The 26,079-nt window shown below is 46.7% G+C and carries 26 protein-coding genes; 7 read left to right on the top strand and 19 right to left on the bottom strand.

Features of this window, described 5'->3' with window-relative positions:
• Window positions 1–77: 77 nt before the first annotated feature.
• The 6 genes from QUA90_RS13435 to QUA90_RS13410 form a co-directional block, all read right to left on the bottom strand.
• On the bottom strand, window positions 78–5,183 hold the full coding sequence (locus QUA90_RS13435; RefSeq protein WP_333445945.1) for a PAS domain S-box protein: 5,106 nt from the start codon (window positions 5,181–5,183) through the stop codon (window positions 78–80).
• A 330-nt stretch (window positions 5,184–5,513) separates the two neighbouring features.
• Window positions 5,514–5,915 (bottom strand): fasciclin domain-containing protein, encoded by a 402-nt coding sequence (locus QUA90_RS13430; protein WP_006634220.1) that lies wholly within the window; start codon window positions 5,913–5,915, stop codon window positions 5,514–5,516.
• Between the two features lie 346 nt (window positions 5,916–6,261).
• On the bottom strand, window positions 6,262–6,651 hold the full coding sequence (locus tag QUA90_RS13425) for a hypothetical protein (RefSeq protein ID WP_333321472.1): 390 nt from the start codon (window positions 6,649–6,651) through the stop codon (window positions 6,262–6,264).
• A 1-nt stretch (window position 6,652) separates the two neighbouring features.
• Entirely contained in the window at window positions 6,653–7,129 is a 477-nt protein-coding gene (locus QUA90_RS13420) for a hypothetical protein (protein WP_333321470.1), read from the bottom strand.
• 99 nt (window positions 7,130–7,228) lie between these two features.
• Window positions 7,229–7,672, bottom strand: a complete 444-nt coding sequence (locus QUA90_RS13415) for an Hsp20/alpha crystallin family protein (RefSeq protein ID WP_333080787.1) — start codon at window positions 7,670–7,672, stop codon at window positions 7,229–7,231.
• 252 nt (window positions 7,673–7,924) lie between these two features.
• Window positions 7,925–8,212, bottom strand: coding sequence for a hypothetical protein (locus QUA90_RS13410; RefSeq protein ID WP_333321468.1), 288 nt, complete (start codon window positions 8,210–8,212; stop codon window positions 7,925–7,927).
• Window positions 8,213–8,398: 186 nt separating this feature from the next.
• Here QUA90_RS13410 and QUA90_RS13405 point away from each other — a divergent pair, with 186 nt between their 5' ends.
• The 3 genes from QUA90_RS13405 to QUA90_RS13395 all read left to right on the top strand — a co-directional run bounded on the left by QUA90_RS13405 (window position 8,399) and on the right by QUA90_RS13395 (window position 11,039).
• On the top strand, window positions 8,399–9,193 hold the full coding sequence (locus QUA90_RS13405) for an MlaE family lipid ABC transporter permease subunit (RefSeq protein ID WP_333321466.1): 795 nt from the start codon (window positions 8,399–8,401) through the stop codon (window positions 9,191–9,193).
• A 63-nt stretch (window positions 9,194–9,256) separates the two neighbouring features.
• A complete protein-coding gene (locus QUA90_RS13400; protein ID WP_333445943.1) occupies window positions 9,257–9,649 on the top strand; it encodes a DUF3119 family protein in 393 nt (130 codons plus the stop codon).
• Window positions 9,650–9,707: 58 nt separating this feature from the next.
• Window positions 9,708–11,039 carry a DUF3086 domain-containing protein gene (locus QUA90_RS13395; RefSeq protein ID WP_333445941.1) on the top strand — a complete coding sequence of 444 codons (1,332 nt, stop codon included), beginning with the start codon at window positions 9,708–9,710 and terminating at the stop codon, window positions 11,037–11,039.
• Here QUA90_RS13395 and QUA90_RS13390 read toward each other — a convergent pair.
• Window positions 11,026–11,199, bottom strand: a complete 174-nt coding sequence (locus QUA90_RS13390; RefSeq protein ID WP_333321461.1) for a hypothetical protein — start codon at window positions 11,197–11,199, stop codon at window positions 11,026–11,028. The two genes, QUA90_RS13395 and QUA90_RS13390, sit on opposite strands and share 14 nt — an antisense overlap.
• A gap of 18 nt (window positions 11,200–11,217) precedes the next feature.
• On the opposite strand from QUA90_RS13390, the gene plsY reads away from it, so the two are divergent.
• On the top strand, window positions 11,218–11,898 hold the full coding sequence (gene plsY / locus QUA90_RS13385) for a glycerol-3-phosphate 1-O-acyltransferase PlsY (protein WP_333445939.1): 681 nt from the start codon (window positions 11,218–11,220) through the stop codon (window positions 11,896–11,898).
• A 22-nt stretch (window positions 11,899–11,920) separates the two neighbouring features.
• Here the strand turns inward: plsY and QUA90_RS13380 are convergent, their stop codons facing one another.
• The 8 genes from QUA90_RS13380 to der all read right to left on the bottom strand — a co-directional run bounded on the left by QUA90_RS13380 (window position 11,921) and on the right by der (window position 18,505).
• Complete coding sequence (locus QUA90_RS13380; RefSeq protein WP_333321457.1) at window positions 11,921–12,508, bottom strand: Uma2 family endonuclease; 588 nt, start codon at window positions 12,506–12,508, stop codon at window positions 11,921–11,923.
• Window positions 12,509–12,519: 11 nt separating this feature from the next.
• Window positions 12,520–13,365, bottom strand: coding sequence for a pyrroline-5-carboxylate reductase (gene proC, locus QUA90_RS13375; RefSeq protein ID WP_333321455.1), 846 nt, complete (start codon window positions 13,363–13,365; stop codon window positions 12,520–12,522).
• 199 nt (window positions 13,366–13,564) lie between these two features.
• Window positions 13,565–14,182, bottom strand: a complete 618-nt coding sequence (locus QUA90_RS13370) for a cell division protein SepF (protein ID WP_333158943.1) — start codon at window positions 14,180–14,182, stop codon at window positions 13,565–13,567.
• Window positions 14,183–14,299: 117 nt separating this feature from the next.
• Window positions 14,300–14,965: a YggS family pyridoxal phosphate-dependent enzyme gene (locus QUA90_RS13365; RefSeq protein WP_333321453.1), complete on the bottom strand. Its 666-nt coding sequence runs from the start codon at window positions 14,963–14,965 to the stop codon at window positions 14,300–14,302.
• A gap of 72 nt (window positions 14,966–15,037) precedes the next feature.
• Window positions 15,038–15,307, bottom strand: a complete 270-nt coding sequence (gene pipX / locus QUA90_RS13360) for a transcriptional coactivator PipX (protein WP_333058020.1) — start codon at window positions 15,305–15,307, stop codon at window positions 15,038–15,040.
• 42 nt (window positions 15,308–15,349) lie between these two features.
• Window positions 15,350–15,808 (bottom strand): holo-ACP synthase, encoded by a 459-nt coding sequence (gene acpS / locus QUA90_RS13355; protein WP_333321451.1) that lies wholly within the window; start codon window positions 15,806–15,808, stop codon window positions 15,350–15,352.
• Between the two features lie 173 nt (window positions 15,809–15,981).
• The gene (locus QUA90_RS13350; RefSeq protein ID WP_333387935.1) at window positions 15,982–16,977 is read right to left on the bottom strand and encodes an energy-coupling factor transporter transmembrane protein EcfT; all 996 of its coding nucleotides are present in this window, start codon (window positions 16,975–16,977) and stop codon (window positions 15,982–15,984) included.
• Window positions 16,978–17,143: 166 nt separating this feature from the next.
• Entirely contained in the window at window positions 17,144–18,505 is a 1,362-nt protein-coding gene (der, locus tag QUA90_RS13345; RefSeq protein ID WP_333387937.1) for a ribosome biogenesis GTPase Der, read from the bottom strand.
• Between the two features lie 356 nt (window positions 18,506–18,861).
• Here der and QUA90_RS13340 point away from each other — a divergent pair, with 356 nt between their 5' ends.
• Window positions 18,862–19,449 (top strand): acireductone dioxygenase, encoded by a 588-nt coding sequence (locus QUA90_RS13340; protein ID WP_333080773.1) that lies wholly within the window; start codon window positions 18,862–18,864, stop codon window positions 19,447–19,449.
• A 92-nt stretch (window positions 19,450–19,541) separates the two neighbouring features.
• Here QUA90_RS13340 and QUA90_RS13335 read toward each other — a convergent pair whose 3' ends face one another.
• The 4 genes from QUA90_RS13335 to QUA90_RS13320 form a co-directional block, all read right to left on the bottom strand.
• On the bottom strand, window positions 19,542–20,360 hold the full coding sequence (locus QUA90_RS13335; protein WP_333445936.1) for a hypothetical protein: 819 nt from the start codon (window positions 20,358–20,360) through the stop codon (window positions 19,542–19,544).
• A 203-nt stretch (window positions 20,361–20,563) separates the two neighbouring features.
• The gene (locus QUA90_RS13330) at window positions 20,564–21,037 is read right to left on the bottom strand and encodes a DUF732 domain-containing protein (protein WP_333445934.1); all 474 of its coding nucleotides are present in this window, start codon (window positions 21,035–21,037) and stop codon (window positions 20,564–20,566) included.
• A 209-nt stretch (window positions 21,038–21,246) separates the two neighbouring features.
• Window positions 21,247–21,861 carry a cupin domain-containing protein gene (locus QUA90_RS13325; RefSeq protein ID WP_333445932.1) on the bottom strand — a complete coding sequence of 205 codons (615 nt, stop codon included), beginning with the start codon at window positions 21,859–21,861 and terminating at the stop codon, window positions 21,247–21,249.
• A 147-nt stretch (window positions 21,862–22,008) separates the two neighbouring features.
• Entirely contained in the window at window positions 22,009–22,578 is a 570-nt protein-coding gene (locus QUA90_RS13320) for a sigma-70 family RNA polymerase sigma factor (RefSeq protein WP_333445930.1), read from the bottom strand.
• A gap of 623 nt (window positions 22,579–23,201) precedes the next feature.
• On the opposite strand from QUA90_RS13320, the gene QUA90_RS13315 reads away from it, so the two are divergent.
• Complete coding sequence (locus QUA90_RS13315) at window positions 23,202–24,416, top strand: DUF4331 domain-containing protein (RefSeq protein WP_333445928.1); 1,215 nt, start codon at window positions 23,202–23,204, stop codon at window positions 24,414–24,416.
• Between the two features lie 123 nt (window positions 24,417–24,539).
• Window positions 24,540–25,946, top strand: a complete 1,407-nt coding sequence (locus tag QUA90_RS13310; protein WP_333445925.1) for a tetratricopeptide repeat protein — start codon at window positions 24,540–24,542, stop codon at window positions 25,944–25,946.
• Window positions 25,947–26,079: the final 133 nt, after the last annotated feature.

Raw genomic sequence — 26,079 nt, 5'->3', positions numbered from 1 at the left:
CGCGCTCGCTCGCGAGGGCTGCCAAGAGCCGTGCGCGATCGGGCTCCACGGGCCCGGTTCAAAAGAAAATTGATTTATTACTCAGTAGCCACCAACTTTTGAACCCTCGCCAGAATTATTTCTAATTCAGCGATGATTTTTGTAGCCCCCTCCAAATCATTTGATTCGGCCAGACTTTGAAGCTGATCTGCCATATCGGGCATTAACCGCACCGCCGCCGTAGCGCTGACACCTTTAATTTGATGAGCGTGACGCGCCAGTGTCTCCATATCTCCCGAGGCGATCGCCCCCTTAGCAGCTTCTAAATAACTACCAGTATCCACCACGAAAGTTTGCAGTATTTCCCGCTCAAACTCTAAATCAGCGCCCGAAATTTCGTGCAAACGTGCCATATCGACTACCGATTCGATATCTGGCTCAGAATTTTGAAGTTCCTCGCCATTAAACTTGGGAGTTTCAATTTTTAGCTTGGCCGACCAATTTTCTAGTACCGATTTTAACTTTTCGATCGCAATAGGTTTGCTAATATAATCGTCCATGCCCGCCGCCAGACACTTTTCCCGATCGCCCTTCAAAGCATTCGCCGTCATCGCAATCACCACCGTCTTTTGATGCGGCTGCATCTTCCCAGCAGCATCTGCCGCTTCCCGGCGGCGCAATTCCAGCGTTGCTTCGTAACCGTCCAAAACCGGCATCTGACAGTCCATCAAAACAATGTCATACTTTTTCAGAGCAACCATAGATAGCGCCTCTGCGCCGTTATTCGCGACATCGGCAGTACATCCCAAAACTCTGAGTTGATTGAGACCAACTTTTTGATTGATTGGAGTATCTTCAACTAACAAAATCTTTAAACTTGCTAACTCCCGGTTGTCAATAGCTGAGGCTCGATTCGACGTTGAATTTGCCAGCGGCTCATCCATCAGCGTCATCGGGGCGATCGCATTCGCCAAGCAATCAAATAGTCGGTGAGCTTTAACAGGTTTAGTTAAATACCCGCTAAAACCGCTATTTACCAAGCGTTTCGCCTCTGCAAGCTGAGTCATTGAAGTCAGCACCACCCAATGCGTCTGCTGCATTGCCGGCTCAGAAATCCTCAAGCGTTCGAGACTTCCCGCCACCATTTCCGGCAACTGAATATCAACCAAAACGATATCGTAAGGGGAATTAACGCTGACAGCTTTGTACAGAGATGCGATCGTCATCCAACCGTTCTCAACCTCCTCAACCTCCATTCCCCACAAAACAGCCATTCTCACTAGCACTTTTCGCACTGTCGGCTTGTCGCTGGCAACTAACATTTTTCGCCCCGCCAGCACCGTTTCAAAATTCACGTCGCACGCTGTCCCGACAGCAGTTAAATTTTCCGTAACTGTCGGCACAGTAAACCAAAAAGTCGAGCCTTGGCCAGGGGTACTTTCCACACCGATTTTGCCACCCATTAACTCCACCAACTCCTTAGAAATAGCCAGCCCCAAACCTGTGCCACCGTATTTTCTTGTCGTAGAGGCATCAACTTGAGTAAAAGATTGAAACAGCTTTTTTTTGTCTTCTGGAGCAATCCCAATTCCTGTATCTGTGACTTTAAACAGCAGGAGCATCGACTCATTATTTTCTATTTTTGACGGTTCGATATTCTCTAAAATTTTCTGATTATCGCTAGCTGCCAAAACCCCAGTATTACTAGCATTAGCAACCTCAATTACCACTTCTCCTGCTTCTGTAAACTTAATAGCATTGTTGATCAAATTAGTGAGTATTTGCCGCAACCGCGCTGCATCACCTTTAATTTGCAGCGGCACGTCCCTGTCAATCAGTGCCACCACTTCTATACCTTTTTCTTGTGCGGGAGTTACCAACAAATCCAGCACTTCATTCACACAGATACTGAGGTTAAATTCGATTGTTTCTAAGCGCATTTCTCCTGCTTCCAGTTTGGAGAGATCCAGAATATCGTTAATGATGGAGAGTAAATTTTGGCCGCTGAGTTTCAGCGTCTGTACAAAGTCAAGCTGTTCGGGAGTAAGATTTGTTTTCAGCAGCAAATCAGTCATCCCCATCACTCCATTCATCGGAGTACGGATTTCGTGACTCATATTTGCTAAAAATAGCGACTTCATTCGAGATGCTTCTAGGGCAGCTTCTCGGGCCTGCTGCGCTTGTTCAAACAAAGTTGATTGCTGAATGGCGATCGCCAACTGCACGCTCAACCTTCCCAGCAAATCCATCTCAGAATCAGTCCAAACACGCGGAGCGCTGCACTGATGGGCAATGAGCAATCCCCACAACCGATTTTGACTCGTTTCCAAACTCCTTTCCGGAAGTTCAATGCGAGTTTCCGGCGAATATTCTGCTGCCAACCCCTGACTTTCATCGCCTATAAAAATTGGTACAACTAAATTAGCCCTTACCTGCAAACTAGCAAGTAAATCTCGGTGTTCCTCGCTCAAATTGGCCGTATAAATATCTGCCATTGTTTGAATAGTTCCTGCACTGTACAGCCATACAAAACTTTCCCCAAAGGACGTTCTTTGAACTTTTCTGCCCAGCAGGGGCATCCAATCATCCCCTACAGATTCCACCACCACAATCGCTGTTTCCTCAGAATCAAAACGATAAATTACCGTGCGGTCAGTTGCCAGCAACTGCCGCACTTCGTGTACAGCAGTGCTCAGAGTTTGAGTGAGGTTGAGAGACTGACGGACTCGCTGGGCGATCGCCGAAACCAGCCGTTCTTGTTCTGCTTGTTCCCGCAGCATTCTCTCAGCTTGCTTGCGTTCGGTGACATCGCGAATTACCGCAGCAAAGCACAGCGGTTCGGTGGTTTGAGGGTGCTTGACCAGAAAAGCATTCATCACAACATCAATGGGTTGTCCGTTGCCCAAGTGCTGCATTTGACCTTCGCCTTGCCACTGGCCATGACTGATAATTGTTGGTAAAATCTCTTGACTGAATTTCTGTTGAAAATAGGGCCCAATATAATCCCAAATCTCCGTATAAAGCACTGCCGAAAGATTCTCTACACCCACCAGTTTCCGTCCGGCTTCGTTGACAAACAGCGTTTTGCCTTTCAAGGTAGCCATACCGATAAAATCGCTGCTGTTTTCAATCAGCGACACAAATTTTTGCCGTTCTTCTTCTCCTTTTTTGCGTTCGGTAATGTCGCGCTTGACGCAGACATGACAAATTACATCGTCGGCGTTGTTAATCACAGAGTATGCCGCAACGTCGATCGCCAGCGTCTGGCCTTTTTTAGTGGAGTTAGTAATTTCGCCCCGAAAACTTCCTGTTTTTGCTAAACTTTGGGCAATTGCCAAAAAGCGATCCCCCGCCACCAGCGGCGAAGCTTCTGCTTCTAATTCCGCGTCTGTGTATCCTAGAAGCGTTTGGTGAGCAAGATTTTGTTCGAGGAAAAACCCGTCAGCATCGATAATGACGATCGCATCATTGGAGTTTAAAAATATTTCTCGGTAAAGTTTTAGTTTGTCCTCAGCTCGCTTGCGTTCGGTGATGTCTCTTTTGACACTTACATAACAAACGACATCCCCAGCATCATTTAAAACCGCAAAAGCCGAAACCTCCACCTCAACTATTCCCATTTGCCCAGCCTTAATACAAGTCATTTCGCCTCGGTAACTCCCCGAAGTGGCCAAGCTTTGCAGCACCGACGCAAATGTCTGTTCTCCCATGTGAGTGGCAGGCGTTTTTCCCCACAATTTTGACGCGCTGTGACCCAGCAAAGCCGTGTGAGCTTGATTTGTTTCTAAGTAATAGCCTTCCGGGTCTAAGATCGCGATCGCATCGTTGGATTTCAAAAAGATTTGTTGATAAAGTTGCAGCTTCCGTTCAGCTTGTTTCCGGGCGCTAATATCCGTGAACAAGCCGTAGTAAACTATCTCCCCCGATGCTTGGAATTCTGGCTGGGAAGCTCCTTGCACCCATTTAAGTTTTCCTGACGGAGTGACAATTCTTCCTTCCCACCGCCAAGGCTGCAAATTTTCAGCAGAAAGCGTCACCGAGTTAAGAAAATCATCTCGATCTTCGGGATGAATCATGTCAACAATTACATTAAAATCCTGCTGAGCAGCCTCTGGTTCTATTTCATACAATTCTCGGCAGCCCGCGCTCACAAACGAGAAGGCCATCGAGCCATCTGGACGTAAGTCAATTTGATATACCGTACCCGGTACGCTAGCAGTAATTTTTTGCAGTTTGGCTTGGCTTTGATTCCTGGCTTCCTCTGTGGCCTGCAAAGGATTAATCTCTCTAGAAAAACCCAAAACCCCAAATATATTACCCTCTGCATCGCATAGCGGCAGTTTTTGCGTATCAAAGACGTGCTGTTTTCCGCCTTCAAAGACGATCGCCTGGTAGGGATTGCGAACCCTCTCCCCAGCCAGCACAGCTCGATCTTCCTCGCGGATGCCCCTAATTGAGTTGTTGCGGTCGCCAAATACTAATTCGGCTGAAAACCCTAATTCAATATCATCTTTGCCGATAATTTCCTCAACATTTTTCCCCACATATTCAGCAAAACTTTGATTAACAAAAATGTATCTAAAATTTCTATTTTTAGCAAAAACTCTGTCCGCAGAAGCGTCCATTACAGCCCGCAACAAGAGTTCTTGACTTTCCGAATCCAGACCACAATTATTTTGAAGTTTATCCTTGACACTGGTCGGTTTAGCTGCTAAATTATTTAACTTTTTTTTTGCACAAATTTGAGCTACTGTGTGGAGCAAACAAAGGTGTTCCAAATTAAAAACATTTGCCTGCTCTGCACCAATGAAAAATACTCCCAATAATTCCTCACTTTCATCCGGGTTGGCTGGTGCCATCAAGACCGACTGAAACTGAGCCATTGGTGCCGGAGCGATGTTGTGCGCCCAGTCCCGATTGCCAGCAAGCCATTCAGCGCGAGCAGCTTGCAAGCGCCCTTCCATTTCGGATCGGGTGCTAGCAGTTAAGGGCTGTAAGTGTTGCAGATATAGTCGATCGTCCGGTAGCGTCAAAATGGCGATCGCCGCGCCAGGAATCAGGCGATCGAGATATGCCAGACACGCAGACCAAATTTCATCAGCACTGAGACTGGCTTGAACTTTTGCAGTAAGTTCGTTGAGAACTTGCAGTTCCAAGGTACGCTGGCGGACTTGTGCTTTGAGGCTGGCGGCTAGGATTTGCATAGTGCTCACCACACTGGTTTGCTTATATTATAATTATTGATTTTCAAATTTTTGTAAACAATCATCTTAAAATATATCCGACGAAAAGACAACGGTTTTATATTTAAATTACCTTCACGCGCTAAAAAACCAAGGCGCGATCGGGAGCAAAGAGACACTGCTCAATGCAAGCTCTCGCTCCCGCTGCGACTTAACATCACACCTAAAGATAGATGCAATATCCAGACTTCCGTGGCTTAAACCAAAAAAATTTAGACCAAAGTTCAAACCCTGAAATTCATCTGTAGAGTCAATCAAAAATCGAAAATCGAAAATCAATGGACGGTGAAACTAGCCCATTAAAATCACATTATCGATCACATGGATCACGCCGTTATCAGCTTCGATATCCGCAGCGACAACTGTAGCATTTTTCACCTCAAAACCGTCAGAACAATCAATTTTAATCGGCGAACCTTCCAAGGAAGTAACAAAACCGAGTTTTGCCAAATCAGCTTTCATAAACTTCCCCGATACGACGTGAAACATCAAAATCCTAGTCAGTTGGGGAACGTTCTGCACTAGGGTGGTGATAGTTCCCGGCGGCAATTTCGCAAAAGCATCGTCAGTGGGTGCAAAGACAGTGAAAGGGCCCGGACTTTTGAGCGCATCTACTAAATTAGCTACTTGCACGGCTGTTACGAGGGTTTGGAACGAACCCGCACCTACGGCAATATCAACAATATCAGGCATTGTGTTTTACCTCATCTGGAAAAAAGTTCTATTAAGTATCGTAAACTGAGGCGGGCAACAATACCTACTGTCTTTTTTGAAAAATTGGTAATTATTTTTTAGTGAGGACTTCAATCCTCACATTTTTGATGAGGACTTCAGTCCTCACTACAAACCTAATAATATAGGACTTACGCATGGGGGCCCAGAAACTGGGTTTTTTACGAAAATACTGCGTTAAAACCCGCAGATTACGTAAAAAACCCAGTTTCGAGGAGTCGGAGTGCGTAAGTCCTGTAATAGTTATTTTACCAGATATAATATTACTAACCGCTTGGCAATTTAACGGCGCGGTGCTTTTAAATTGTTACAAGACTGCTGGCGATTGTGATACCAAAACCTCTGTTTGTAAATCTGCTACTTCAGCATTTAGGTTTTCTCCCTTGTGAATGCTAAAACTGCCGTACAAAATTGAAATTTCAAAAATGTCTGTATGAATCAAAGCTGCTTTCCGGTGCGCGTCTTCACCCAAATGAAAACCAATCAAATCAGCTTCAGGATCTTTGACATCTTCAGGATGGAACACCTCCCAACTGATGTCTCGGCAGTCATGAAATACTATGCTATAAGGCAATCGATCGCCTGTCGGATCGTAAATACATTCAAATAAAATTTCATTCCCCCACAAAGACACATTGACATTTGTGATCAGGGATGTAAGTTCGCCTAAATTAAGCAAGTTGTAGTCATCGGGCATATTAATTACTCACTTTTTCTCCAGTATTGTGCGTCCCAGGAATCTTATTGCCAAATTCATCGCGTGTTTTGACCAAGCTGCCATCTTTGTCAAGACGCAAACCTTTGTTTATTTTTCGGCCATCTGAACCGTATCTGGGAGCTGGGGTGCGTACCACTTCACCATCAGGACGGATATTGACTCGCGAACGATCGGCAAATTCGTATTCAAGATAACCCCCTTCAGTAGTTCTGATTTCTGCACCCAATCCGCGCAAAAAGTCATCGACTTCTTGGCGAGTCATGCCGGTTAAGTCTCCAAACTCAGATGCAATTCCATTTCCTCCCACTCCCTGACTCGGCACGCAAGTCTCCTCATCAAGCATTGCTGATAAGAGTTTAGCACAGGTGGAAAATGGGAAAAAGGAAGTTTGGCAACGAGCAATGTACGGGATGTAACGGATGGATGGATCGATGGATATCGAAGAAGGAAGAATCATTCCTCAAACTCCCCATGCCCAATGCCGTATTTTGCCAATACCTAAAACAAATAGGGCGCGCACCGCACGCCCTATCTATCAGCAATTAGCCAACAATTATTAGCCACCGATTTGAACTTTAACCACGCGGTTCTTTTCTGCTTCCGCTTTGGGCAAATTCAGGTGCAAAACTCCATTTTTGTACTCAGCTTCTACACTGTCATTTTGTACCCGTGCGGGTAGGGGAATCACCCGGCGGAACGAACCGTAACGGAACTCAGAGCGAGTCATGCCTTTATCTTCACTCTTAGTTTCCAGACGGCGTTCGCCGCTAATAGCAACGGCTTCTGCCGTTACTTGTACATCCAAATCCTTAGCTTCCATGCCCGGAACTTCTAATTTAAGGTGGATGGCTTCGGGAGTTTCATCGAGTTCGGCGGGGGGTACAAAAGCAACACCGTTAGATGCGCGATCAGTTGCCGGTGACAAGCTATCAAACAACCGATTCATTTCTCGTTGCAAGGAGTCCATTTCCCGCAAAGGTTCCCAACGAATAAGTGCCATAACTAATACCTCGACTATCTGAAGTTTTTAGGGTTGAGAAACACTTGACTCAACCTGTATTTAATATATTCCAGCTTCCGAAATAGGGGGATTCGGTTTTCCGCAAAAAAGCCGATCGCATTTCCGAACATTCGCGATCGATACTGCTAAATAATTGCGGGTGCGGATATCCGATCCAACCCGAACAAAGCAATTTTAGATTTTAGATTCGAGCCAGGAATTCCCATCTAAAATCTAAAATCGAAGGTTCGATTAACTCCACCGCGAATGCTGATAAGAAGCGTAGGTATCAAACAAAGCACCCACCAAACCAAAAGTTAGACCGATGACGAAAAAACCCTGGAGGGGACAGCCGCTGCCGAAAGTAGCTAAGAACTGCAAAATCAGGTCTTCTCCAGAACGGCCTAATCCTTGGAGAGCAGGCACGAAGCGGATCAGCGAAAAGCTAGTCAATCCCGCACCGATTAACAATAAGGGGGCGACAAAGCTCAACAGGCTGGTGAGCAGTACAGAGCGAAGAAAATTGGGAAAAATGCTCATAAGAGTCAGTAAATTCAGCTAAACTGCCGAAAGGTGCAAGCAAACAAAACTTGTCCTTTTCTACGATAGGCAGCGATCGCCCTCCGTGGTCAGTTCTGTCAGAAATCTTAAATGTTATAGAAAAAACTTGTTTAAGATTTGTAGATAGATTTCATTTTTGGCAGTTGTTCTATACTCGAAATCCCCTTGAGCACCAGTACATCTTCGAGCCTCAGTTTGTGGAGTCAGCGGTTGCTGGCAGCAGCTTTATTGGGCGGCCAAGTCATGCTGCACTTGCTGAAGGGCAAAATTCATCGCCGCAACACCCTCGATCAAATGGCAGCAGTCGGCCCTGAATCTCTGCTGATTGCTTTGCTGACTGCGGGTTTTGTCGGCATGGTATTTACTATTCAGGTAGCGAGGGAATTTATTAACCTCGGTGCCGGCAATGTCGTCGGTGGCGTTTTGGCTTTGTCTTTGACGCGCGAACTCGGCCCCGTCTTAACAGCCGTAATCGTGACGGGGCGAGTAGGTTCGGCTTTTGCGGCGGAAATCGGCACGATGCAGGTAACAGAACAGATAGATGCCCTGCTGATGCTCAGAACAGACCCGATCGACTATTTAGTAATTCCCCGCGTCATTGCTTGCTGCTTGATGCTGCCAATTTTAACAATCATGTGTCTCGTCACCGGCATCCTCGGCGGACTGCTGATTGCTACGACGATGTACGGCATCTCTCAAAGCGTGTTTTTAGAATCAGTCCGCAATTTCCTGAGTTTGTGGGATATTTGCAGCGCGGCAATTAAGGCTTTTGTATTCGGTGGCTTGATTGCTGTAATCGGCACTAGCTGGGGTTTGACCACCACCGGCGGGGCAAAAGGCGTCGGCCAATCGACTACTACGGCGGTGGTGACGGCTTTGCTGGCTATTTTTATTGTGAACTTTTTCCTGACTTGGCTGATGTTTCAGGGAACGGGTTCTAGCGTACTCAAGGGCTTGTAAGCTAGGAAACAGATAAAATATGAATAATTGGCAACATTCGTTTACTACCCTTGATTTAAACCCGTGACTACAACTGCCTCTTCGACTGCGCCGACAAATATGATCGAACTCGCTCCGAGTTATGCGATTCCCCTAGTCCTGGTACTGGCGGCCCTACCGCTACTGTTCGTTCAGAAGTGGGTGAGTTTGCCGCTTTCTTTGTTCGGCTTGTTTCTGATGTACCAAACCGCCACCCTCCGGCTACAATTTACCCCAACAGATTTGGACATTTATCGATCGTCCAACTTAATCCGCCGCTTTCCTTACCGAGAATGGCAAAATTGGCGGATATTTTGGCCTGCGGTGCCGATTTTGTTCTATTTCAAAGAAATTAACAGCATTCACTTTCTGCCGGTTCTGTTCGATCGTAAAATGCTACAGACCTGCTTAGAACAGCGCTGTCCCCGTCAAGACTAAAAAAGTTGTTAATTTTTAATTTTTAACTTTTCCGTGCCCACGCCGAACAAAATTTCCCATGAATTCAGACGAATCTCCAACCCAAGAACCGCAACCACAACCAGCCGCCCCAAGCGGTGAAGGCGAAGTCGATTTGCCCGTGAATGAGACGGAATACCAACTTCTATCTCAAACAGAGGATTTGTGGCTCGACGAAAATGAACTGCCAGCCCAACTCCCGCCAGAAACAGACCCGCCGCTGGCAGAGGAAGATGCCGAAATCGCCCAATTCGTGGACGAAGCAGGCGCAATCGCCCAAATTGGGCCCAACACCCACGATGGCGCATCAGAAAGTCCGATCGCTCCAATCGAGCTTCCAACAGACTCTGTGCCAACAGCAACCGCAGAAACGGTAACGGCCATCCCAGACAATGTTACCGAACAGTTGGCAGAGAGAGTCAAAGAATTGCACCAGCAAGAACAAGCTTTGACTGAAAAAATTGCAGCCTTGGAAGCCGAGAAAGCCAATGCTATAGAAGCGTTGGGCCAGGCTCAAGCATCGATCGGGCGTTTGGTACAAGACGGCTTGATTCAACTAGATCAGCGCAAACAAGCGCTACAAATCGAAGTAGAAAAACTCGAACGCCGGCGCGATCGAATTCAAAAGGAAATGCGAACCACTTTTGCCGGCGTTTCCCAAGATTTAGCAATTCGAGTCCAGGGTTTCAAAGACTATCTAGTAGGCAGTTTGCAGGATTTGGCCGCTACCGCCGAACTCTTAGATTTGACACCGCCGGCCCCAGAAACACCACAGCGAACTGCTGCTGAAGAGTCTCAATCCTCAGCACCAGTAAATCCCAAATTTGCCGAACAGGGATTTCAAGAACAAGCCAAACAAATTCGCCGCACCCTCGATCAATATCGCACTGTCCCCGACTACTACGGCCCGCCTTGGCAACTTCGCCGCACTTTTGAACCCATCCACGCGGAACGAGTTTCTAACTGGTTTTTCACTCAAGGAGGAAGGGGTGCTTTGCGGACTATGGGTTCGCGCTTGCAAAATATCTTGATTACTTCGACAATTATTTCTGTACTCAGAAGCGTCTACGGTGGACGGGTGCGGACTTTAGTGCTCGCCAACAGTCCCGAACGTTTGGGAGAGTGGCGCCGGGGTTTGCAGGACTGTTTGGGCATTACTCGCAGCGATTTTGGCCCGGAAAGGGGGATTATTATGTTTGAGTCGGCGGAAGCTTTGGCTCAAAAAGCCGATCGACTGGTGAAAGATGGCAAATTGCCACTAATTGTGATTGATGAAACTGAGGATTTAATTAGTTTGTCAATCCTGCAATTTCCGTTATGGCTGGCCTTTGCTGCAGATCCGCAAACTTTGATGGCTGCTAAGGATTTTTGAGCAAGTCCGGGCGAATATAATTCGCTGCTATACAAACTTTCGTCCGCCTGCGCGGACTGAAGAAAATCCGGGGGAAATTAACCGGAATTGGTTCTTCCTTCTTCCTTCTTCCTTCTTCCTTCTTCCTTCTTCCTTCTTCCTTCTTCCTTCTGCTGTACACGAAATCTCAAATTAAAAAATGGCTAGCTGGATAATTTTAAATGGCGCATTGCTAATAGCAGCTTATCTGCTGGGATCGATTCCGACTGGGTATGCCTTGGGGAAATGGATGCTGGGAATTGATATTCGAGAGGTTGGTTCGGGTTCGACTGGTGCGACTAACGTACTGAGGACTTTGGGGAAGTGGCCGGGGTTGGGGGTGTTGCTGGTTGATGTGTTGAAGGGGGTAAGTGCGATCGTCCTAATCCGCTACATTTACTCTCTTACTTTTACCCAGCAGCTAGCAACCGCAGCAGGTTTAGAAAATACTGCAACTGTCATCCCTTGGATGGCAACTTTGGCGGGTTTCTCTGCTGTTTTGGGCCACAGCAAATCAATCTGGCTGGGGTTTACCGGCGGTAAATCAGTGGCTACGAGTTTGGGAGTTTTGCTTGGTTTGTACTGGCCAGTAGGTTTGGGAACTTTCGGAATTTTCGGAATAGTATTTGCGGTATCGCGAATTGTCTCTTTAAGTTCGATTATCGGGGCAATTAGCGTTGCTGGATTGATGTTTGCTTTACATCAGCCGCTGGCTTATGTATTGTTTGGAATTGCGGGCGGTGTGTTTGTAATTGTGCGGCACCGGAGCAATATTCAGCGGCTGTTAAATGGTACGGAACCGAGGATTGGAGAGAAATTGGAAACAGCAAGTAGCGATTAATCTGAAACGGCCTGACACCTTTTCAATTATTTCCCATAACTGGCCCTAGTTCCAACACAAATCCGGGCAAAACATTTTCCCCTGACAGCGTAACAGGGGACTGCAATATTTCTATTTCTTGATCGATCCTATAAATTTCCACACTCCGCGTTTGCGGGTCAATCAACCACCCCAAACAAACGCCATTTTCCCGATATTCCTGCATTTTATCTCGAGTTTCTCTGATAGAATCAGTGGGCGAGCGCAATTCCACTACAAAATCAGGACACAGTGGCGGAAATTTCCTTTTTTGTTCGGGAGTTAAAGCTTCCCATCTTTCGCGTTTTATCCAAGAAGCATCGGGAGAACGAGTTGCACCGTTTGGGAGTCTAAAACAGGTGGAAGAGTCAAAAGCAATTCCTAGATTCGGATTTTGGCGACTCCAAGCTTGCAATTGATAGGATAAATCCATATTACGGTTTCCAGTTTCTCCTCCCGTTGGTGGAACCATCAGCAGTTCTCCTTTTGCATTCCGTTCAAATTTATAATCGGGGTGATGTTGGCACAGTTCGTAAAACTGATCGTCTGTCAACTTGATCCACGGACTTAAATCTAATTTTAAAGTCAGCATGGCACTAACACCTATTTACCTAATTCTTGAGAACGCAAAGAAGCTGCTTTTACTGCTTCGATTAGCGCAGAACGAAAGCCGCTACTCTCTAATTTAGCAATTCCCGCAATAGTTGTACCGCCGGGACTCGTAACTTGATCTTTCAATTGTGCCGGGTGCATTCCCGTTTCTTGCATGAGCTTCGCCGTACCGAATACAGTTTGCAAAGCTAATTGAGAGGCGATCGCCCGTGGCAGTCCAGCACAAACTCCGCCATCTGTCAAGGCCTCTATCAAAATTGCTACATAACCAGGCCCGGAACCCGAAAGCCCTGTCACCGCATCCAGCATACTCTCAGGTACTTCTACCACTTCTCCTACGGCCTGAAAGATGCGCTTTACCAATTCTAAATCAGCCGGTTGAACAAGTTTTCCCGGAGCGATCGCGCTCATTCCCGCTCCTACTGTGGCTGGAGTATTCGGCATCACCCGCAGCACTCCCCGCCCCGGAAAAGCTGGTTCTAGCTTGCTGAGTGGCACTCCTGCCAAAATCGACACTACCAGCGCTTCTGGCTGGGAATTAGCCGTTTCTCCATTATTTCCCTGTTTGCGATCGGCCGCCACCGCCAACTCCAAAGCTACCGTATCAAAAACTTGGGGTTTAATTGCCAAAAACAGCACTTCTGTAGCGGCAGCAACTTCTAGATTGCTGGCTGTTGTTCCAATGCCGTATTTCTCAGTCAAAAACTCGCGGCGCTTTACCCCAGGCTCGCTCACCAATATTTCTGAAGGCAAATAAACTTTTTCTGCTATTAAGCGGGATAAGAGAGCTTCTCCCATTACCCCGCCGCCGATCGTACCAAATTTTATGTTAGTCATTAGTCAGTTGTCACTTGTCACTTTTGAGTTATAAGTTGTCAGTTGTCAGTTGTCAGTTGTCAGTTGTCATTGGTTACTTAGTTGTTAGCTAATGTTATTAATCCGCAGTGTTTATTCCACAGTTATTAGTTGTTAACTATTGACTACTGACTACTGACTACTGACTACTCACCACTGTCAACTGACTACTAACTACTGACTACTGAGCTACTGGAGCTTGTTCTGCAGGCCAGACTGTGGGTGCAGGAGCAGCAGGACGAGGGCGACCTTGGGCAGGAGGCACTTCGTGAACCACACCAGACTGAGTTCTCACCTGCACGCAGCTAGGCGTAAACAAGAAAATACTTTCGCCAATTCGCTCTTGATGACCGTCCAGGGCATAAGTACCGCCCGCCACAAAGTCCACAGCTCTTTGCGCTTGGTCTGGGTCCATCACTGTCAGGTTCAAAACCACAGACTTCCGTTCCTTAAGCGCTCGAATTGCTGCCGGCATCTCTTCAAAAGTGCGCGGCTCCATTACTACTACTTCCGAAATCCCGTTCATAGCTCCAGGCATTCCTATCACGTTATTCATTACTGACCCTACTCCCCCGGTTGGTGCAACGACATCCATACCTGTCGATCCTACTACTGACCGCTCCCGCATTCTACGATTTTGACGACGTTCTTCTTCTGCGGCTGCGACTGCAGCGGGGTTCGGTTCAGGCGCTTGGTAGAAGTTCTGATAGCGCTCCCCTTCCGTTTCGTCGTAAACGTCATCGTACTCAGGCTCATTGTTGATGCCTACAAAATCTCGCAGTTTAGAAAAAATATTCATGATTCACGCTCCTTCACGACTTGGCTGCCCCGACTATACTCGCGTTGCGCGTTAGTCGCGGGTAGCTGACTATTCTATATTTAACCCAAATTGTCTTTATCAGAAGATTTCAATTATTTATCCCCTCCTAGAGCCAAATAAGGTTTGTCCTAGCCGTACCATAGTAGCACCTGCTTGAATTGCCAAATGATAATCTCCCGACATCCCCATCGAGAGCTGCTGCATTTGAATGCAGGGCAAATTTTGCTGCTGGATTTTCTGTGCAAGTTCGCGAGTGCTGTTAAATAATTCTAGGATTTGCGAGTCATCTAATCCCAGCGGAGGAATTGTCATCAAACCTTGAATTTTGATATGCTGACATTTGTTGAGTTCTGGAAGGTCGGCAAGCAGTTCAGGAACGCTCCAGCCGTATTTGTCCGGGTCTGGCAACATTTTGACTTGCAGGCAGACTTGTGGAGAGCAGGACATTTCCCCCGCCAAGCGCGACAGTCGCTGAGCGAGTTTTAAATTGTCTAGAGAGTGAATCCACTGGAAATGCTCTAGGGCCTTGGCAGCTTTGTTGGCTTGCAAGTGCCCGATTAAGTGCCAGTTGATATCCGGTAAATCTTGCAGTTGGCTTTGTTTTTCGGCAGCCTCTTGAACCTTGCTCTCGCCAAAATCCCGGATACCGGCGTCGTATGCTTCGCGGATAGCATCAGTCGGTACCTGTTTGGTAACGGCAATTAACCGCACTGAGTCCGGCAAGTGTTGGCGAATGCTGTTAATTCGAGAGGCTATGGTCATGGGTACTCAACGCTCTTGACGGGAGGGAAGGAAAATTAAGACAGTTACCAATTACCAAATTACTGATTTTCGTTATTGAAATGTGCGCTGGTGAATGGTCTGCAATTGGTCGTACTCGTGATATTGACCGCTGCGACGCAGGGTTCGCAGGCGAATTTCAACCATGAGGCGAGCGTCGGAGCGGCTGATGGGTTCAAATCTCAGCCCGCCAGGGCCGTTTGTCACCAAAAAAAACAGGCGCTGGGCGTATAGGGTGGTAAATAATTCTTGGCTGTCTTCAACCTGGGATACCCTGAAGAGGAGGCCAAAGTTTGGATGATTCAGGTAAGTTTCGGTAGTCATTCACGCTCACAATCGATCAATTTTAGATTAAAGATTTAGATTTTAGATTTTAGTTTCGCTCGATCGCCCGACGGCGTTGTTTGACGGCGGGCTACAAAGGGCGATCGCCGTAGCCGTGCAATAGTCTCCGTCATGGCTGAGGCTCAACTGCCACTGGCAATCTCCCCAAACAGAGGCTTGTGCTGCTGCGGTTCCGTGCAGTTGCACATTGGGAGCACCGTTTTCGGAGCGCCGAATTTCCACATCTGCATACCGTATTCCCCGCCATCCCGTGCCTAGAGCTTTGACAACGGCTTCTTTTGCTGCCCAGCGCCCCGCTAGTTGGTTGCAGGAAACTCGATTCATTTTACCTTTAATGCTGCTGTGTTGAGAATTTAGTTGCCCGCAATCCCTTTGTTCGGCGGGTGTGTAAACTTTTTCGAGGAAGCGATCGCCAAACCGGTCTAATACGGCTTGAATGCGCGGAACATATACGATATCTGTCCCAAGATAGATGTTCAAGGTCTTGGTTCTCTAAATATTTGTCTCCATTACTTTAGCAGGACTGTCGCGTAGCAGACAAAACTTACTCAACTCTAGGCCCGTGCTCCAAACGACGAGCTTCATCACTCATTCCCAATTCTTCAAAATTATTCTATCTAAAATCTAAAATCTAAAATCTAAAATCTAAAATCTCAACTGTCCCAACCCCAAACGAAGCGGGCGCTCCAGAGGACGAGCAAGCAGCCGAGGGCTATCCAGTCTCGGATTTTCAATTGCAACTGGTGCCATTCTACCCGGTGTCGATCGGGACTGGTGAAGCCGCGAACTTTCATGGCGCTAGCAATTTGTTCAGCTCGTAGGAGCAAGTTTTCTAACAGCCGCTCTGCTATCATCAACCAAACTTGAGCGGCGCTGCGAAATCCGAGTTTTTTCCAGTTTATCGCTCTGGTTCTGACCGATCGCACTAAATTTTGTATTTCTTCCAATACTAGGGGAATGAATCGCAAAGATAAAGTTAATGTTAAGGCTATTTCGGTAATAGGCCAATTCAAGCGGCGCAAGGGCTGCATTAAGTTTTCAAGGGCGGCGGTAATTTCTTCGCTGGCTGTGGTGAGAAGGTAGAGGTTGGTGCTGTAAATTACTGTGAAAAATAGGGTGCTGACGTTGATAGCTAAATCTAGGGATTTGCGGGTGATTTTAATCGGGCCTTGTTTGAATACAACGTAACGGTAGTTTGTGGGTTGGGGGAGTTGATTTGGGCTTTGGGCTTTGGAATTGAGGATTGGGGAGTTTGAGCCTAAGTTAAAAGATTGGTACCAGGGTTTGGGCTTTTGAGGGGCCCGAAGAGTTGCGGGCTGTTGGGAAAAGGTTAATTCGTCGGCGGGGATGCGGGGCTGGTGTTCTGCGGGGAGTCCGTCGGGGGCGATCGCGCTGAGGCAAAATACTAATAGGCAGAATAGCAGCAGCATTCCCATTTGCTGTTTCCACACGCGCAAGGGAATTGCTGCTGTTAGTGTCAGTACGATTAACATTCCTACTAGCATCAACCGCCAGATGGGATTGGCGAGTATTGGCGCAATCAGAAATGTCATCAGCCAGGCTAGTTTTACGCGGGAGTCTAGTCGGTGAAGCCAGGTTACGGGCTGTTCTAGGTAAAGTCCTATGGGGAGCGATCTAAGTAAGTCCATTTGGGGATTTTAGATTTTAGATTTTAGATTTTAGATTGTCGATTATTAATAATAATTTATTGAACCGCGAAGAAGCGAAGGAAGAGCAGAGAAGGAAGAGCAGAGAAAAAAACGCAATTTGCTTTGGTCGTTAAATTGCGTTTTTTATTGAATCTAAAATCGAAAATTACTTGACGCGCAGTGCTCTGTTTGTTGTGCTCATTTCTGTGGCACGAACTTTTTTGCCTCTCCAAAGTAGCCGCATTGGTGTACCGGTAAAGCCTAGGTGTTTGCGGAATTGGCTTTCCATGTAGCGGCGGTAGTTTTCGGTGAAGCGTTTGGGATCGTTGACGAATAGGGCGATTGTCGGTGGCTGCGATCGCACTTGAGTACCGTAATAGATTTTGCCTTGTTTTCCTTGGCGGGTAACTGGGGCTGAGTGCCAGGTTGTGGCTTCTTCTATGACTTCGTTAATGACGGCGGTAGGGACGCGACGTTTGTGCTCGTCGGAGGCTTTGTCTACTAATTCAATGATTTTTTCAACTCGCTGTCCACTCATGGCGCTAACAAAAATCATTTCTGCCCAGTCGAGGAAATAAAGTCGGGTTCTGACTTCTCTTTCGTACTCGTAGATGGTGTCGGAGTCTTTTTCTACGGCATCCCATTTGTTGACGACTATGATGCAGGCGCGACCTTCTTGGCTGATGCGATCGGCTAATTTTTGGTCTTGATCCGTAACGCCGTCAATTGCGTCAATTACTAACAGTATGACATTGGCGCGGCGGATGGCTTTGAAAGCGCGGTTGATACCAAAAAATTCTGCGCCGTATTCGACGTTTTTCTTTTTGCGAATTCCGGCTGTGTCAATCAGGCGGTAGGTTTTACCGTTGCGTTCTACTAAGGTGTCGATCGCGTCGCGGGTTGTGCCGGAAATCGGGCTGACTATGGCGCGATTTTCTCCGAGAAATGCGTTTAACAAACTCGATTTTCCGACGTTGGGGCGACCGATAATTGCTACTTTAATTTCCTCAACTTCTGGTAATACTTCCGTGGGAAGGTAAGTAATTAATTTGTCAAGCAATTCGCCGGTGCCGTTGCCGTGAATGCCGGAAATTGGGTAAGGTTCTCCCATTCCCAATTGCCAAAAGTCGGCTGCTTGGGTGAGTCCTGTATTTTCCGATTCGCATTTGTTGACGGCGAGAATGACTGGGACTTTTTGCAGTCTCAGCCAAGATGCGATCGCTTCGTCGCCGCCGGTGAGTCCAGTTTTTCCGTCTACTACGAAAATGGCTGCGCTGGCTTCTGCGAGGGCCGCCATGGCTTGTTCGCGAATTAAAGGCAGAAATTCTGTCTCGTCGTCGAATACTAGCCCGCCGGTGTCTACGACTTGATATTCCCGATCGCCCCAGTATGCTGGTCTGTAAGTGCGATCGCGCGTGATTCCTGGTTCGTCGTGGACGATCGCGTCTTGGGTGTTGGCTAAACGGTTGACGATCGTCGATTTGCCTACATTGGGGCGTCCAATAATAGCAACTATAGGTAGAGACATAAAAGTAGCAGCAATGAGGCTGCGCCGTAATTTTGAGCTTTAGTCTTGTATTGTAAGCTAATCTGACGAGATTTTTATAGATTGAGGCTGTGTTTCTCTCTTTTCATGCTGTAGGCGGTGTTTTACCGATCGCCTGTTTAAACATCGAACCCTAAAAAATAGCCACAGCCTATGGATCTGCATTCCCAGCCCCACTCTGAGAATTAGAAATAAAACTTAAATAACTCAACAAATCATCTCATCTGTGGTAATTCTTTGATGATTATGAAGGTAGATATAGGATTTTAGCGATCGGCTATTATTGAAAAAAAGCAGGAGTTTAGTTTTTGACGAAAGCTTAAAACAGCAGCTTAAAAATGGAAACTAAATTTCCCTCAAAGCTCAAAACATTAGGTGGTAATATGGCTGTTCTGCAACTAGAAGACGGTAGAACATATACGGATATCCGGGCGATCGCGAGTCAACTGGCCGTTTTAAATATTGAGATCGATTCCCTGCCCACAAACAAAAATCCGGCCTTTCAGGAACTGCTAGTTCAAGACATTCTCAATGTTACAGAAAAACAGCAGATTCTCGGAGCATTTAATAGCGAGTTTGAAGAGTTTAAGCGCGCCAGCGGATATAAGTGGTGCGACTTGAAAGTGCTGCATCCAGGTTCGCAGCAGATTTACGCGCTGATGACTCAAAGCGATCGCACTCACACCCACACAGATGCAGAAGTTCTTCACATTTTAGCTGGGGAATGCGTTTTTGGGTTTGTGTATTCTAACGGCTCTCAGGTACAATTAATGCTGCAAGCTGAAGAATACATTAAAGTACCTGCCAATACCGAACATTGGTTTTATCTCACTCCGTCGTTGTACTTGAAAGCCTTGCAGTATTACACCACCGCTCAAGGCTGGGTTCCTCAGTATACTAACAGGAAACTAAAAATTAAAAACTAAATCTAGGGTGCGCTTCGGCGCACCTTTCTCTATCAAAATAGGCGAGTGAAATGGCAACAATACAAACAAAGTATCTCTCTAAAAGACGAGAATTAAATGCTCTCTACTTCATTAGGTGCGGCCATTTCAATTTCTTCGCAACGCTGCAAAAGCGCTTCTATTTCCTGAGCCAAAAAAATTACTTCCGGCCAAGAAGAACCGTTAATTAAATCTTGAGCGTGAGCTAATTTGTTTCTCAATGCTTCTGCTGACTTTAAAAAACGCTCCCCGTAGCGTTTGGATTTGAGCCCCAGCCGATCGACTATTTCAGCAGAAGTCAGGATTAAATCTCGCTTGTCGCAGAATTGCAGGTAATCAATTAAGTCAATTGCTTCATTTCGCGATCGCCCCATTTCCCATAGGTGTTTGGCGGCTAAAATGCGATCGCCCTTAAGCAATTTTTGCCAAGAATCTTGGGGAAAGTAAATCCGCACGATCCGCAATAAATTCATTTCCAGAAGCGTCACCAATCCAAACAGCAGCATCCGCACCGGTGCTTTTTGCAAATCGCCGCAGGTAACGATCCCGTCGATCCTGTTGCTTTCTAATACAAATAATCTCGGTTTTTCTCGCAGCAGCGGCAGCAATTCCATCAAAGGAGTGGCCGCGGCAATTAATTGAGAGGGGTGAAAAATTTGCTGGTAGTCGCTGCACTTGCCTGTCTTTAAGTGCGATCGTTCTACATAGCCGCAAACCGTGCCCTTTTCTTCGATACCGAGCACGTCAAAATCGCGGGCCTCCATCCACGATCGCAATTGGGCGGCATCTTCGCAAGCTGGGACAGATTTCAACGGTTCCGCGAGATATTTAACTGTAATGCTGTCTTTGAATAAATCCCGCAAGTCGGCGGAACTTGATTTTAAATGTTTCATCTCATGTCTGGTAATTTCATGGATCGTTGCGCGACAAGAGGACAATTAATATTGTAACTGCAACTAGAGACGCGGCATTACCGTGGGAAACATCTCAGTTTTGTAACAAGTATTTTTTACGAGTGGCAGGGGGACGATCGCACACGGATAGTAAAAGCAAAACTGAGATGCTCGCTTAGCGTATCTCTCCAAATTTCATGATATTACTTACTGGCTAATTCCGGGCAATAATGGTTGGCGGCAAGAGTAGTAATAATATCGGCATCCGCCAGAAAACTTTCTTTGAGACTTGGGTTTTCGATACTGACAGCTTGCCCGATCGCTCTTAATTTAACTTCCGGCAGAGAAACTCCCGATTTTGCTTCGGCACACATTCTTTTAGCTGCCGCAATTTTTTGACCGGGCGCCCTTTGGATTGCTTGCAATAAATTGTCCGTTGCTTCGGGAGAGTAGCTTTTTGCTAAGCGTTTGTAGTCTTCGAGAAATTTCCCATCGTTTCCTGTCAGCTTAATGTCGGATTCTTGAGGCAAACACAACAAATTCAAGTTAATTACTTCGCCCGCTGAATTAACAAGAAAACATCCTTCGCGTTCTTGGGCGATCGTGCTTTGGTTGCTGGGTACAAATTGTATAATAACGGCGGACAGAACAGCAGTTAAACGCGAGTAATTTAGCATGGGAATTACGTGATATACTTGGGATTTTTAACCGCCTAATGCGGAGCAATGCGGTGTTATTGAGTTAGATAGTGTCCGGTAAATTAACCGAAATACTTGGAAAGGCTAGTTTCAGCAACACTCTATAATTTATACTAAAAATCGGCATACATAAACCAGCCCCGACTAAGCGAAAAGAAATCTTTGCAGGAAAATCAACCGACATAATATCAGACGAACATTTCGTTGTCTAGGGAAGTTTTCATTAACAGCAAACATCCCCCTCGTGTGAGGGGCGAATGTGTGGAACCGGGAACCGAGCGAATGTAGTCGCCTTGATGGCAAATTTCCCCTTCTACAATTAAGTCTCCTTCTAATACCAGCACTTCCTCCGAGGCAGCGTGTCGGTGCAGGGGAAATGTTACTCCAGGTTCTAGTCGCATCAAGCAGGTAATTTCGCGCTTTTTTTTGTCAATGTAAAGCTTGCCGAACGAAACTCCCGGCACGCCATAAGATTTCCATTTGACCTCGTGCGATCGCACGATTAAAGATGGAGTATTGCTCTCTGTTGGGGAGGTAACAAAGGGCTTTAAATTGACTGATTCTGTCGGGGTTGGTGGCAGTTCGGCTATGCGCTGGAACAGGCGGTTTTTGAGGTCGGGCGCGACGGGAACTGGGGGGGCTGTGTAGGCGATCGCGGCAATTGCCGCTTCAAAAGCTGCTAATTCACTTGTCTGTTCTGCGGACTCTTTCAATTTCTCTGCAAATGCGCCGCGTTCTGACTCGTCGAGGGTATCGAGAGCTTGAAGGGCTGCAAGGATTTTATACTCCTCGTCTGGCATCATTTCCATCTGTTTTCCGCCATTAATTGTAATTCAGCCTAAGTTGATTTTAAATTTGAGATTTGTCTGCTGCCCTCGCACTCAAGATAGATGATGGGAAATGGTATAATTTTAGATTGTTAAAACACAAAATTTAAGTTTTTTAACAGTCTAAAAAAATTGTTCGCTCAAAGCGTGACGTAATTTGGAAATACCCAATCGAATTCTGGTTTTGATTGTACCTGTCGGGATACCAGTTTTAGCTGCGATCGCCGAGCAAGTCAGCCCTTGGTAGTAGGCGAGTTCGATCGCCTCTTGCTGTTCCTTTGGCAGTTTTTCTAATGCCGCTTTGACTTGTTCCCTGCGTTCTTTAAACATTGCATCTTCCATCGGTTCTGCAACGCTAGAGATGGGTATCTTTGCATCTTCCAGACAAGCTTCAGCAGCCCGGACTGTTCGCTGCATCGCTCGCAGGCGATCGAGGGAACGACTGCGGGTAAGCATGAACAACCAGGTATCTGCTCGACTGCGAGAAGGATCGTAAGTTGCTGCTTTTTGCCAAATTTGGGAAAAAACATCGAGTACAACTTCTTCAGCTTCTTCTACCGAACCCAGGATTTTGTAAGCGAGAGCGTAACTTGGACGACCGTAGCGATCGTAAAGTTTAGCTAATGCCGTTTGGTCTTTCTGGGCAATCTGCACTAAAAGCAGCGATTCATCGCCTGACTTCTGGCCTGTCATTTCAGTGTACCCAAAATTTTTGTTTTGACGGCACAGATCCAAAATTAAAATTTCGGCGTATATCACTACAGAACATAATTGTAAGTTTGAAGTCTGGGGTACAACCTGGAGTATGCCTTTTCAGGCTTATTTTGTCGTGCTTTGAATTTTTTAAATCCCAAGTTATCTTGAATTTTACCACCTGATTAGTAATTTTTTTGACACTTAACAATCCGCTTTATGCAGAACGAAGAAATGCGCTCAGCCTGAACAGTCAAACCAGGGCTATTCACTCGTTCCTAAGCTTGGGAATGCTCGCTCCCAAGCAGAGCCTGGGAACCCATATAAGCGAGGCTCGGGTTCCACTAGATCGAATGAGGCTCTGTCTCGGATCGGGCATTCCCAAGCAGAGTCCGGGAACGAGGAAACCCTTAATAACACACTTTTTTACATAAATTGATCTGGCAGCACAGATCCAAAATTGCCAAACCTTCGTATACCACCAATAGGAGAAGGCTCAGCAACAGCGCAAAAGCGCGACAGGTTGACAGATTTCAACCTGTTGCTACAAAAGTAAAACCCGCGAATGCGGGGTAATTACCATTGATTTGTGCAAAAAATTCATTGAAATAAAGGTGCTAACTGTGAAGCTCACAAAAAAAATTCGCCGAACCATACTAGCTATTGAAGTAGCTCTAATTGCTCTATTAACTCCAGGGATAATTGTCGCTTCTGACCACGACGACGGCGAAGTAGATATCAAAGGTCGCGCGGTCAATTTAACTGACCTGTATGTATATCGCGAAAAAGACCAAAACTCCGGGGCTGCAGACGGGGATTTAGTATTTACCATGAATTCAAATCCCAGGTCTGTAGCCCGTTATCAATATTATTTCAGCACTACAGCCCTCTACCAATTTCACATCACGCAAGTAGGTGACGTGAATTCTACACCTACTGGACGTTCGGATATTATCTTGCGGTTTGCCTTCAGTCCGCCTAACAATCAAGGTATGCAAGCGGTAGCTGTAACTGTTGTTCGCAACGGCTCGGAGACAACTACTAAGGCTACAGTTAACGGCGGGCTAATTGCCACAACTCCGCTGAATTCTAATGCTGTTTTGAATACAGTACCTGTGGGCGGTTCTAACTTGACTGTATTTGCGGGTTTACGGGAAGACCCGTTTTTCTTTGATGTAGAACAATTTTTCCGAGTTCGCGCTGCAGCTTTGGGAACAGGGCCGCGCACTGCTTTTAAGCAACCGAATCAAGCGATCGACTTTACTAAAGGTTACAACGTCAATACAATTGCTGTCCGCGTTCCCAAAGCTTTCTTGCAAGCAGGAACTGGGGCGAATACTTTTGATGTTTGGTCAACTGTTTCGATTCGCGATGGAGCTGGCGGTTTCAAACAATTCGAGCGTTTGGCCAGACCTGCAATTAATGAGGGTTTAATAGTTACTCCCGCTTATCTGGAAGCATTCAATAATATTCCTCCGAGATCTGATTTAAGCGCTGCTGCTGCTCCGGTGCGTCAGGAAGCTGTTGCTACTCTGAATGCTGTGGATCTTTTGGACGGTCGGGATAATGTCGATCCAAATGCGATCGCCGGAGCTTTCTTACCCGATGTCATGCGGATCGATACCACAAAAACCAGCGGCTACGCTAGCGCTACAAATGCTCAAGGAAGCTTGATCGGAGGTCGTATGCTGATGGACGACGTTATTGATATCACTCTGGGAGCTTTGGTGGGTTCTCCGGTTGGCGATAATGTTTCGTATAACGGAACTCCGGGAAATCCGGCTCAGGGACACAAACCTTTAGAACGGAATTTTCCTTATTTGGCTTTGCCTAATTAGTCATTAGTCATTAGTCATTAGTCATTAGTCATTAGTCATTAGTCATTAGTTATTGCTGATTGGCTAATGACTGATAGAAAATGCTTTTTTTAACCGCAGATGAACGCTGATTAACGCGGATGTATGAAAACTAAAACTAAACCGGAAATAAAATCGGATATTTTGTCGTGGTGGCTGCTGATAGTCGTCCCTTTCGTTGGCATGGTGGTAGTGAATTTACCGCCTAATTTGCGTGTTATTTTAGATAATTTTTCTAGCCAAAGTCCCAAAAATCTAGATGCTAATTACCGCTATCATTTCTCGGAAAATTTGAGAAATAATCCTAATCAAAAGAAAGCAATTCAGCAAGAGATTGCTTTTTACCAGCAGCGATTGGCTGTTGATTCCCGCAGCGGTTTGAACCGGGCGGCGCTGGCGGGATCTTATTTAAAAATGGCTCGCGCAACAGGGGAGGGAGGTTGGTTTTTATTGGCAGAACAAGCGGCTCAAAGGTCGATCGCCGATTTGCCTTTTGACAACCCAGGTGCGCTGTTAGTTTTAGCTCGAATTGCCGAAGCCAGACACGATTTTGCTACTGCTTTGCGCTTTGCTAAACAGGCGGGTTCTGACAATGAAGATGCGATCGCCCTTTCAGTTACATCTCACTTAGCGATGGGAAAAGTGAGCGAGGCAAATGCAGCCGCAGAAGCTTTAGTTAACCGGATTCCGAACTTGGGTTCTCTCACTTTGAGAGCTTTAGTGAGAGAGTCTCAGGGCCGAGATGCTGAGGTTTTGCAGGATTACCGCCAAGCAATGGCGGCGGAGGAACCGGGAGAGGTTGGTGGTTCGGCGCGGGCCCGATCGCTCTTGGGTCGATTTTACGCGCGTCGTGGCCAGTTTGTGCAGGCGAAAGCGCTGTTTTTGGAGGCGCTGCGGTTGGTGCCGCGATACCCGCTGGCGCTGATTTATTTGGCGGATTTGGAGACGCGGCAGGGCAATTATCGGGAAGCGGAAGGCTATTACAGCAAGGTTTCTGCTTATTCTGGTGGGGTTGCGACTGTGTTCGATCGCATTGTCGATCGCGGTATGGCGAGGGTGAAGGATTTGCAGGGAAATGCGATCGAATCCCGGCGACTTCGTGACAAAGCAGAAGCTGGGCTGCGACAGGAACAGGTTTCTGGATCTGGGGGTTTTGGCCACCGCAGGGATTTGGCAAGTTTGCTGCTGGAAAAAGGTCGATCGCAGGATGTCACGGAAGCGCTGGCGTTAATGCAGGAGGAGGTGAAAATTCGGCGGGATGCGGTGACGCTGGATACTTTGGCTTGGGCGCTTTCCGCCGCTGGGGAATGGCAAAAGGCTGATCGAGTGATGGCCGAAATAGTGCGATCGGGGATTCGGGATGCAGGGATGTTTTACCGGGCTGGTGCGATCGCCCGGACTTTAGGAAAGGATACCGAATCTCGCGCTTATTTTCAAAAGTCCAAGGAAATTGACCCGACTTTTGACGATCGAGCTCGCCAAGCATTGGGCTTGGGAAGCTATGAATTTTGAGATTAGCTAATAGCTGCAACTCGGCCAAGTTCGCCATTGGGTCAATCCGCCAGGGGTTTCAACCCCTGCCTCAAAGCTTAAGTCCTCTTGCATAGGACTGAAATCCACAATTGTTGAATTTGATTAGCTATTC

Origin of the sequence: Microcoleus sp. D3_18_C4, assembly GCF_036702355.1 — a bacterium.
Classification (GTDB): Bacteria; Cyanobacteriota; Cyanobacteriia; order Cyanobacteriales; family Microcoleaceae; genus Microcoleus.
The sequence above is the reverse complement of the archived record's forward strand: the minus strand, read 5'-3'. Positions and strand labels throughout refer to the sequence as shown.

Coding starts and splice junctions, on each gene's coding strand:
- QUA90_RS13435 (WP_333445945.1), bottom strand. CDS start 5,183: ATGCAAATCCTAGCCGCCAGCCTCAAAGCACAAGTCCGCCAGCGTACC.
- QUA90_RS13430 (WP_006634220.1), bottom strand. CDS start 5,915: ATGCCTGATATTGTTGATATTGCCGTAGGTGCGGGTTCGTTCCAAACC.
- QUA90_RS13425 (WP_333321472.1), bottom strand. CDS start 6,651: ATGCCCGATGACTACAACTTGCTTAATTTAGGCGAACTTACATCCCTG.
- QUA90_RS13420 (WP_333321470.1), bottom strand. CDS start 7,129: ATGATTCTTCCTTCTTCGATATCCATCGATCCATCCATCCGTTACATC.
- QUA90_RS13415 (WP_333080787.1), bottom strand. CDS start 7,672: ATGGCACTTATTCGTTGGGAACCTTTGCGGGAAATGGACTCCTTGCAA.
- QUA90_RS13410 (WP_333321468.1), bottom strand. CDS start 8,212: ATGAGCATTTTTCCCAATTTTCTTCGCTCTGTACTGCTCACCAGCCTG.
- QUA90_RS13395 (WP_333445941.1), top strand. CDS start 9,708: ATGAATTCAGACGAATCTCCAACCCAAGAACCGCAACCACAACCAGCC.
- plsY (WP_333445939.1), top strand. CDS start 11,218: ATGGCTAGCTGGATAATTTTAAATGGCGCATTGCTAATAGCAGCTTAT.
- QUA90_RS13380 (WP_333321457.1), bottom strand. CDS start 12,508: ATGCTGACTTTAAAATTAGATTTAAGTCCGTGGATCAAGTTGACAGAC.
- proC (WP_333321455.1), bottom strand. CDS start 13,365: ATGACTAACATAAAATTTGGTACGATCGGCGGCGGGGTAATGGGAGAA.
- QUA90_RS13370 (WP_333158943.1), bottom strand. CDS start 14,182: ATGAATATTTTTTCTAAACTGCGAGATTTTGTAGGCATCAACAATGAG.
- QUA90_RS13365 (WP_333321453.1), bottom strand. CDS start 14,965: ATGACCATAGCCTCTCGAATTAACAGCATTCGCCAACACTTGCCGGAC.
- pipX (WP_333058020.1), bottom strand. CDS start 15,307: ATGACTACCGAAACTTACCTGAATCATCCAAACTTTGGCCTCCTCTTC.
- QUA90_RS13350 (WP_333387935.1), bottom strand. CDS start 16,977: ATGGACTTACTTAGATCGCTCCCCATAGGACTTTACCTAGAACAGCCC.
- der (WP_333387937.1), bottom strand. CDS start 18,505: ATGTCTCTACCTATAGTTGCTATTATTGGACGCCCCAATGTAGGCAAA.
- QUA90_RS13340 (WP_333080773.1), top strand. CDS start 18,862: ATGGAAACTAAATTTCCCTCAAAGCTCAAAACATTAGGTGGTAATATG.
- QUA90_RS13335 (WP_333445936.1), bottom strand. CDS start 20,360: ATGAAACATTTAAAATCAAGTTCCGCCGACTTGCGGGATTTATTCAAA.
- QUA90_RS13330 (WP_333445934.1), bottom strand. CDS start 21,037: ATGCTAAATTACTCGCGTTTAACTGCTGTTCTGTCCGCCGTTATTATA.
- QUA90_RS13325 (WP_333445932.1), bottom strand. CDS start 21,861: ATGATGCCAGACGAGGAGTATAAAATCCTTGCAGCCCTTCAAGCTCTC.
- QUA90_RS13320 (WP_333445930.1), bottom strand. CDS start 22,578: ATGACAGGCCAGAAGTCAGGCGATGAATCGCTGCTTTTAGTGCAGATT.
- QUA90_RS13310 (WP_333445925.1), top strand. CDS start 24,540: ATGAAAACTAAAACTAAACCGGAAATAAAATCGGATATTTTGTCGTGG.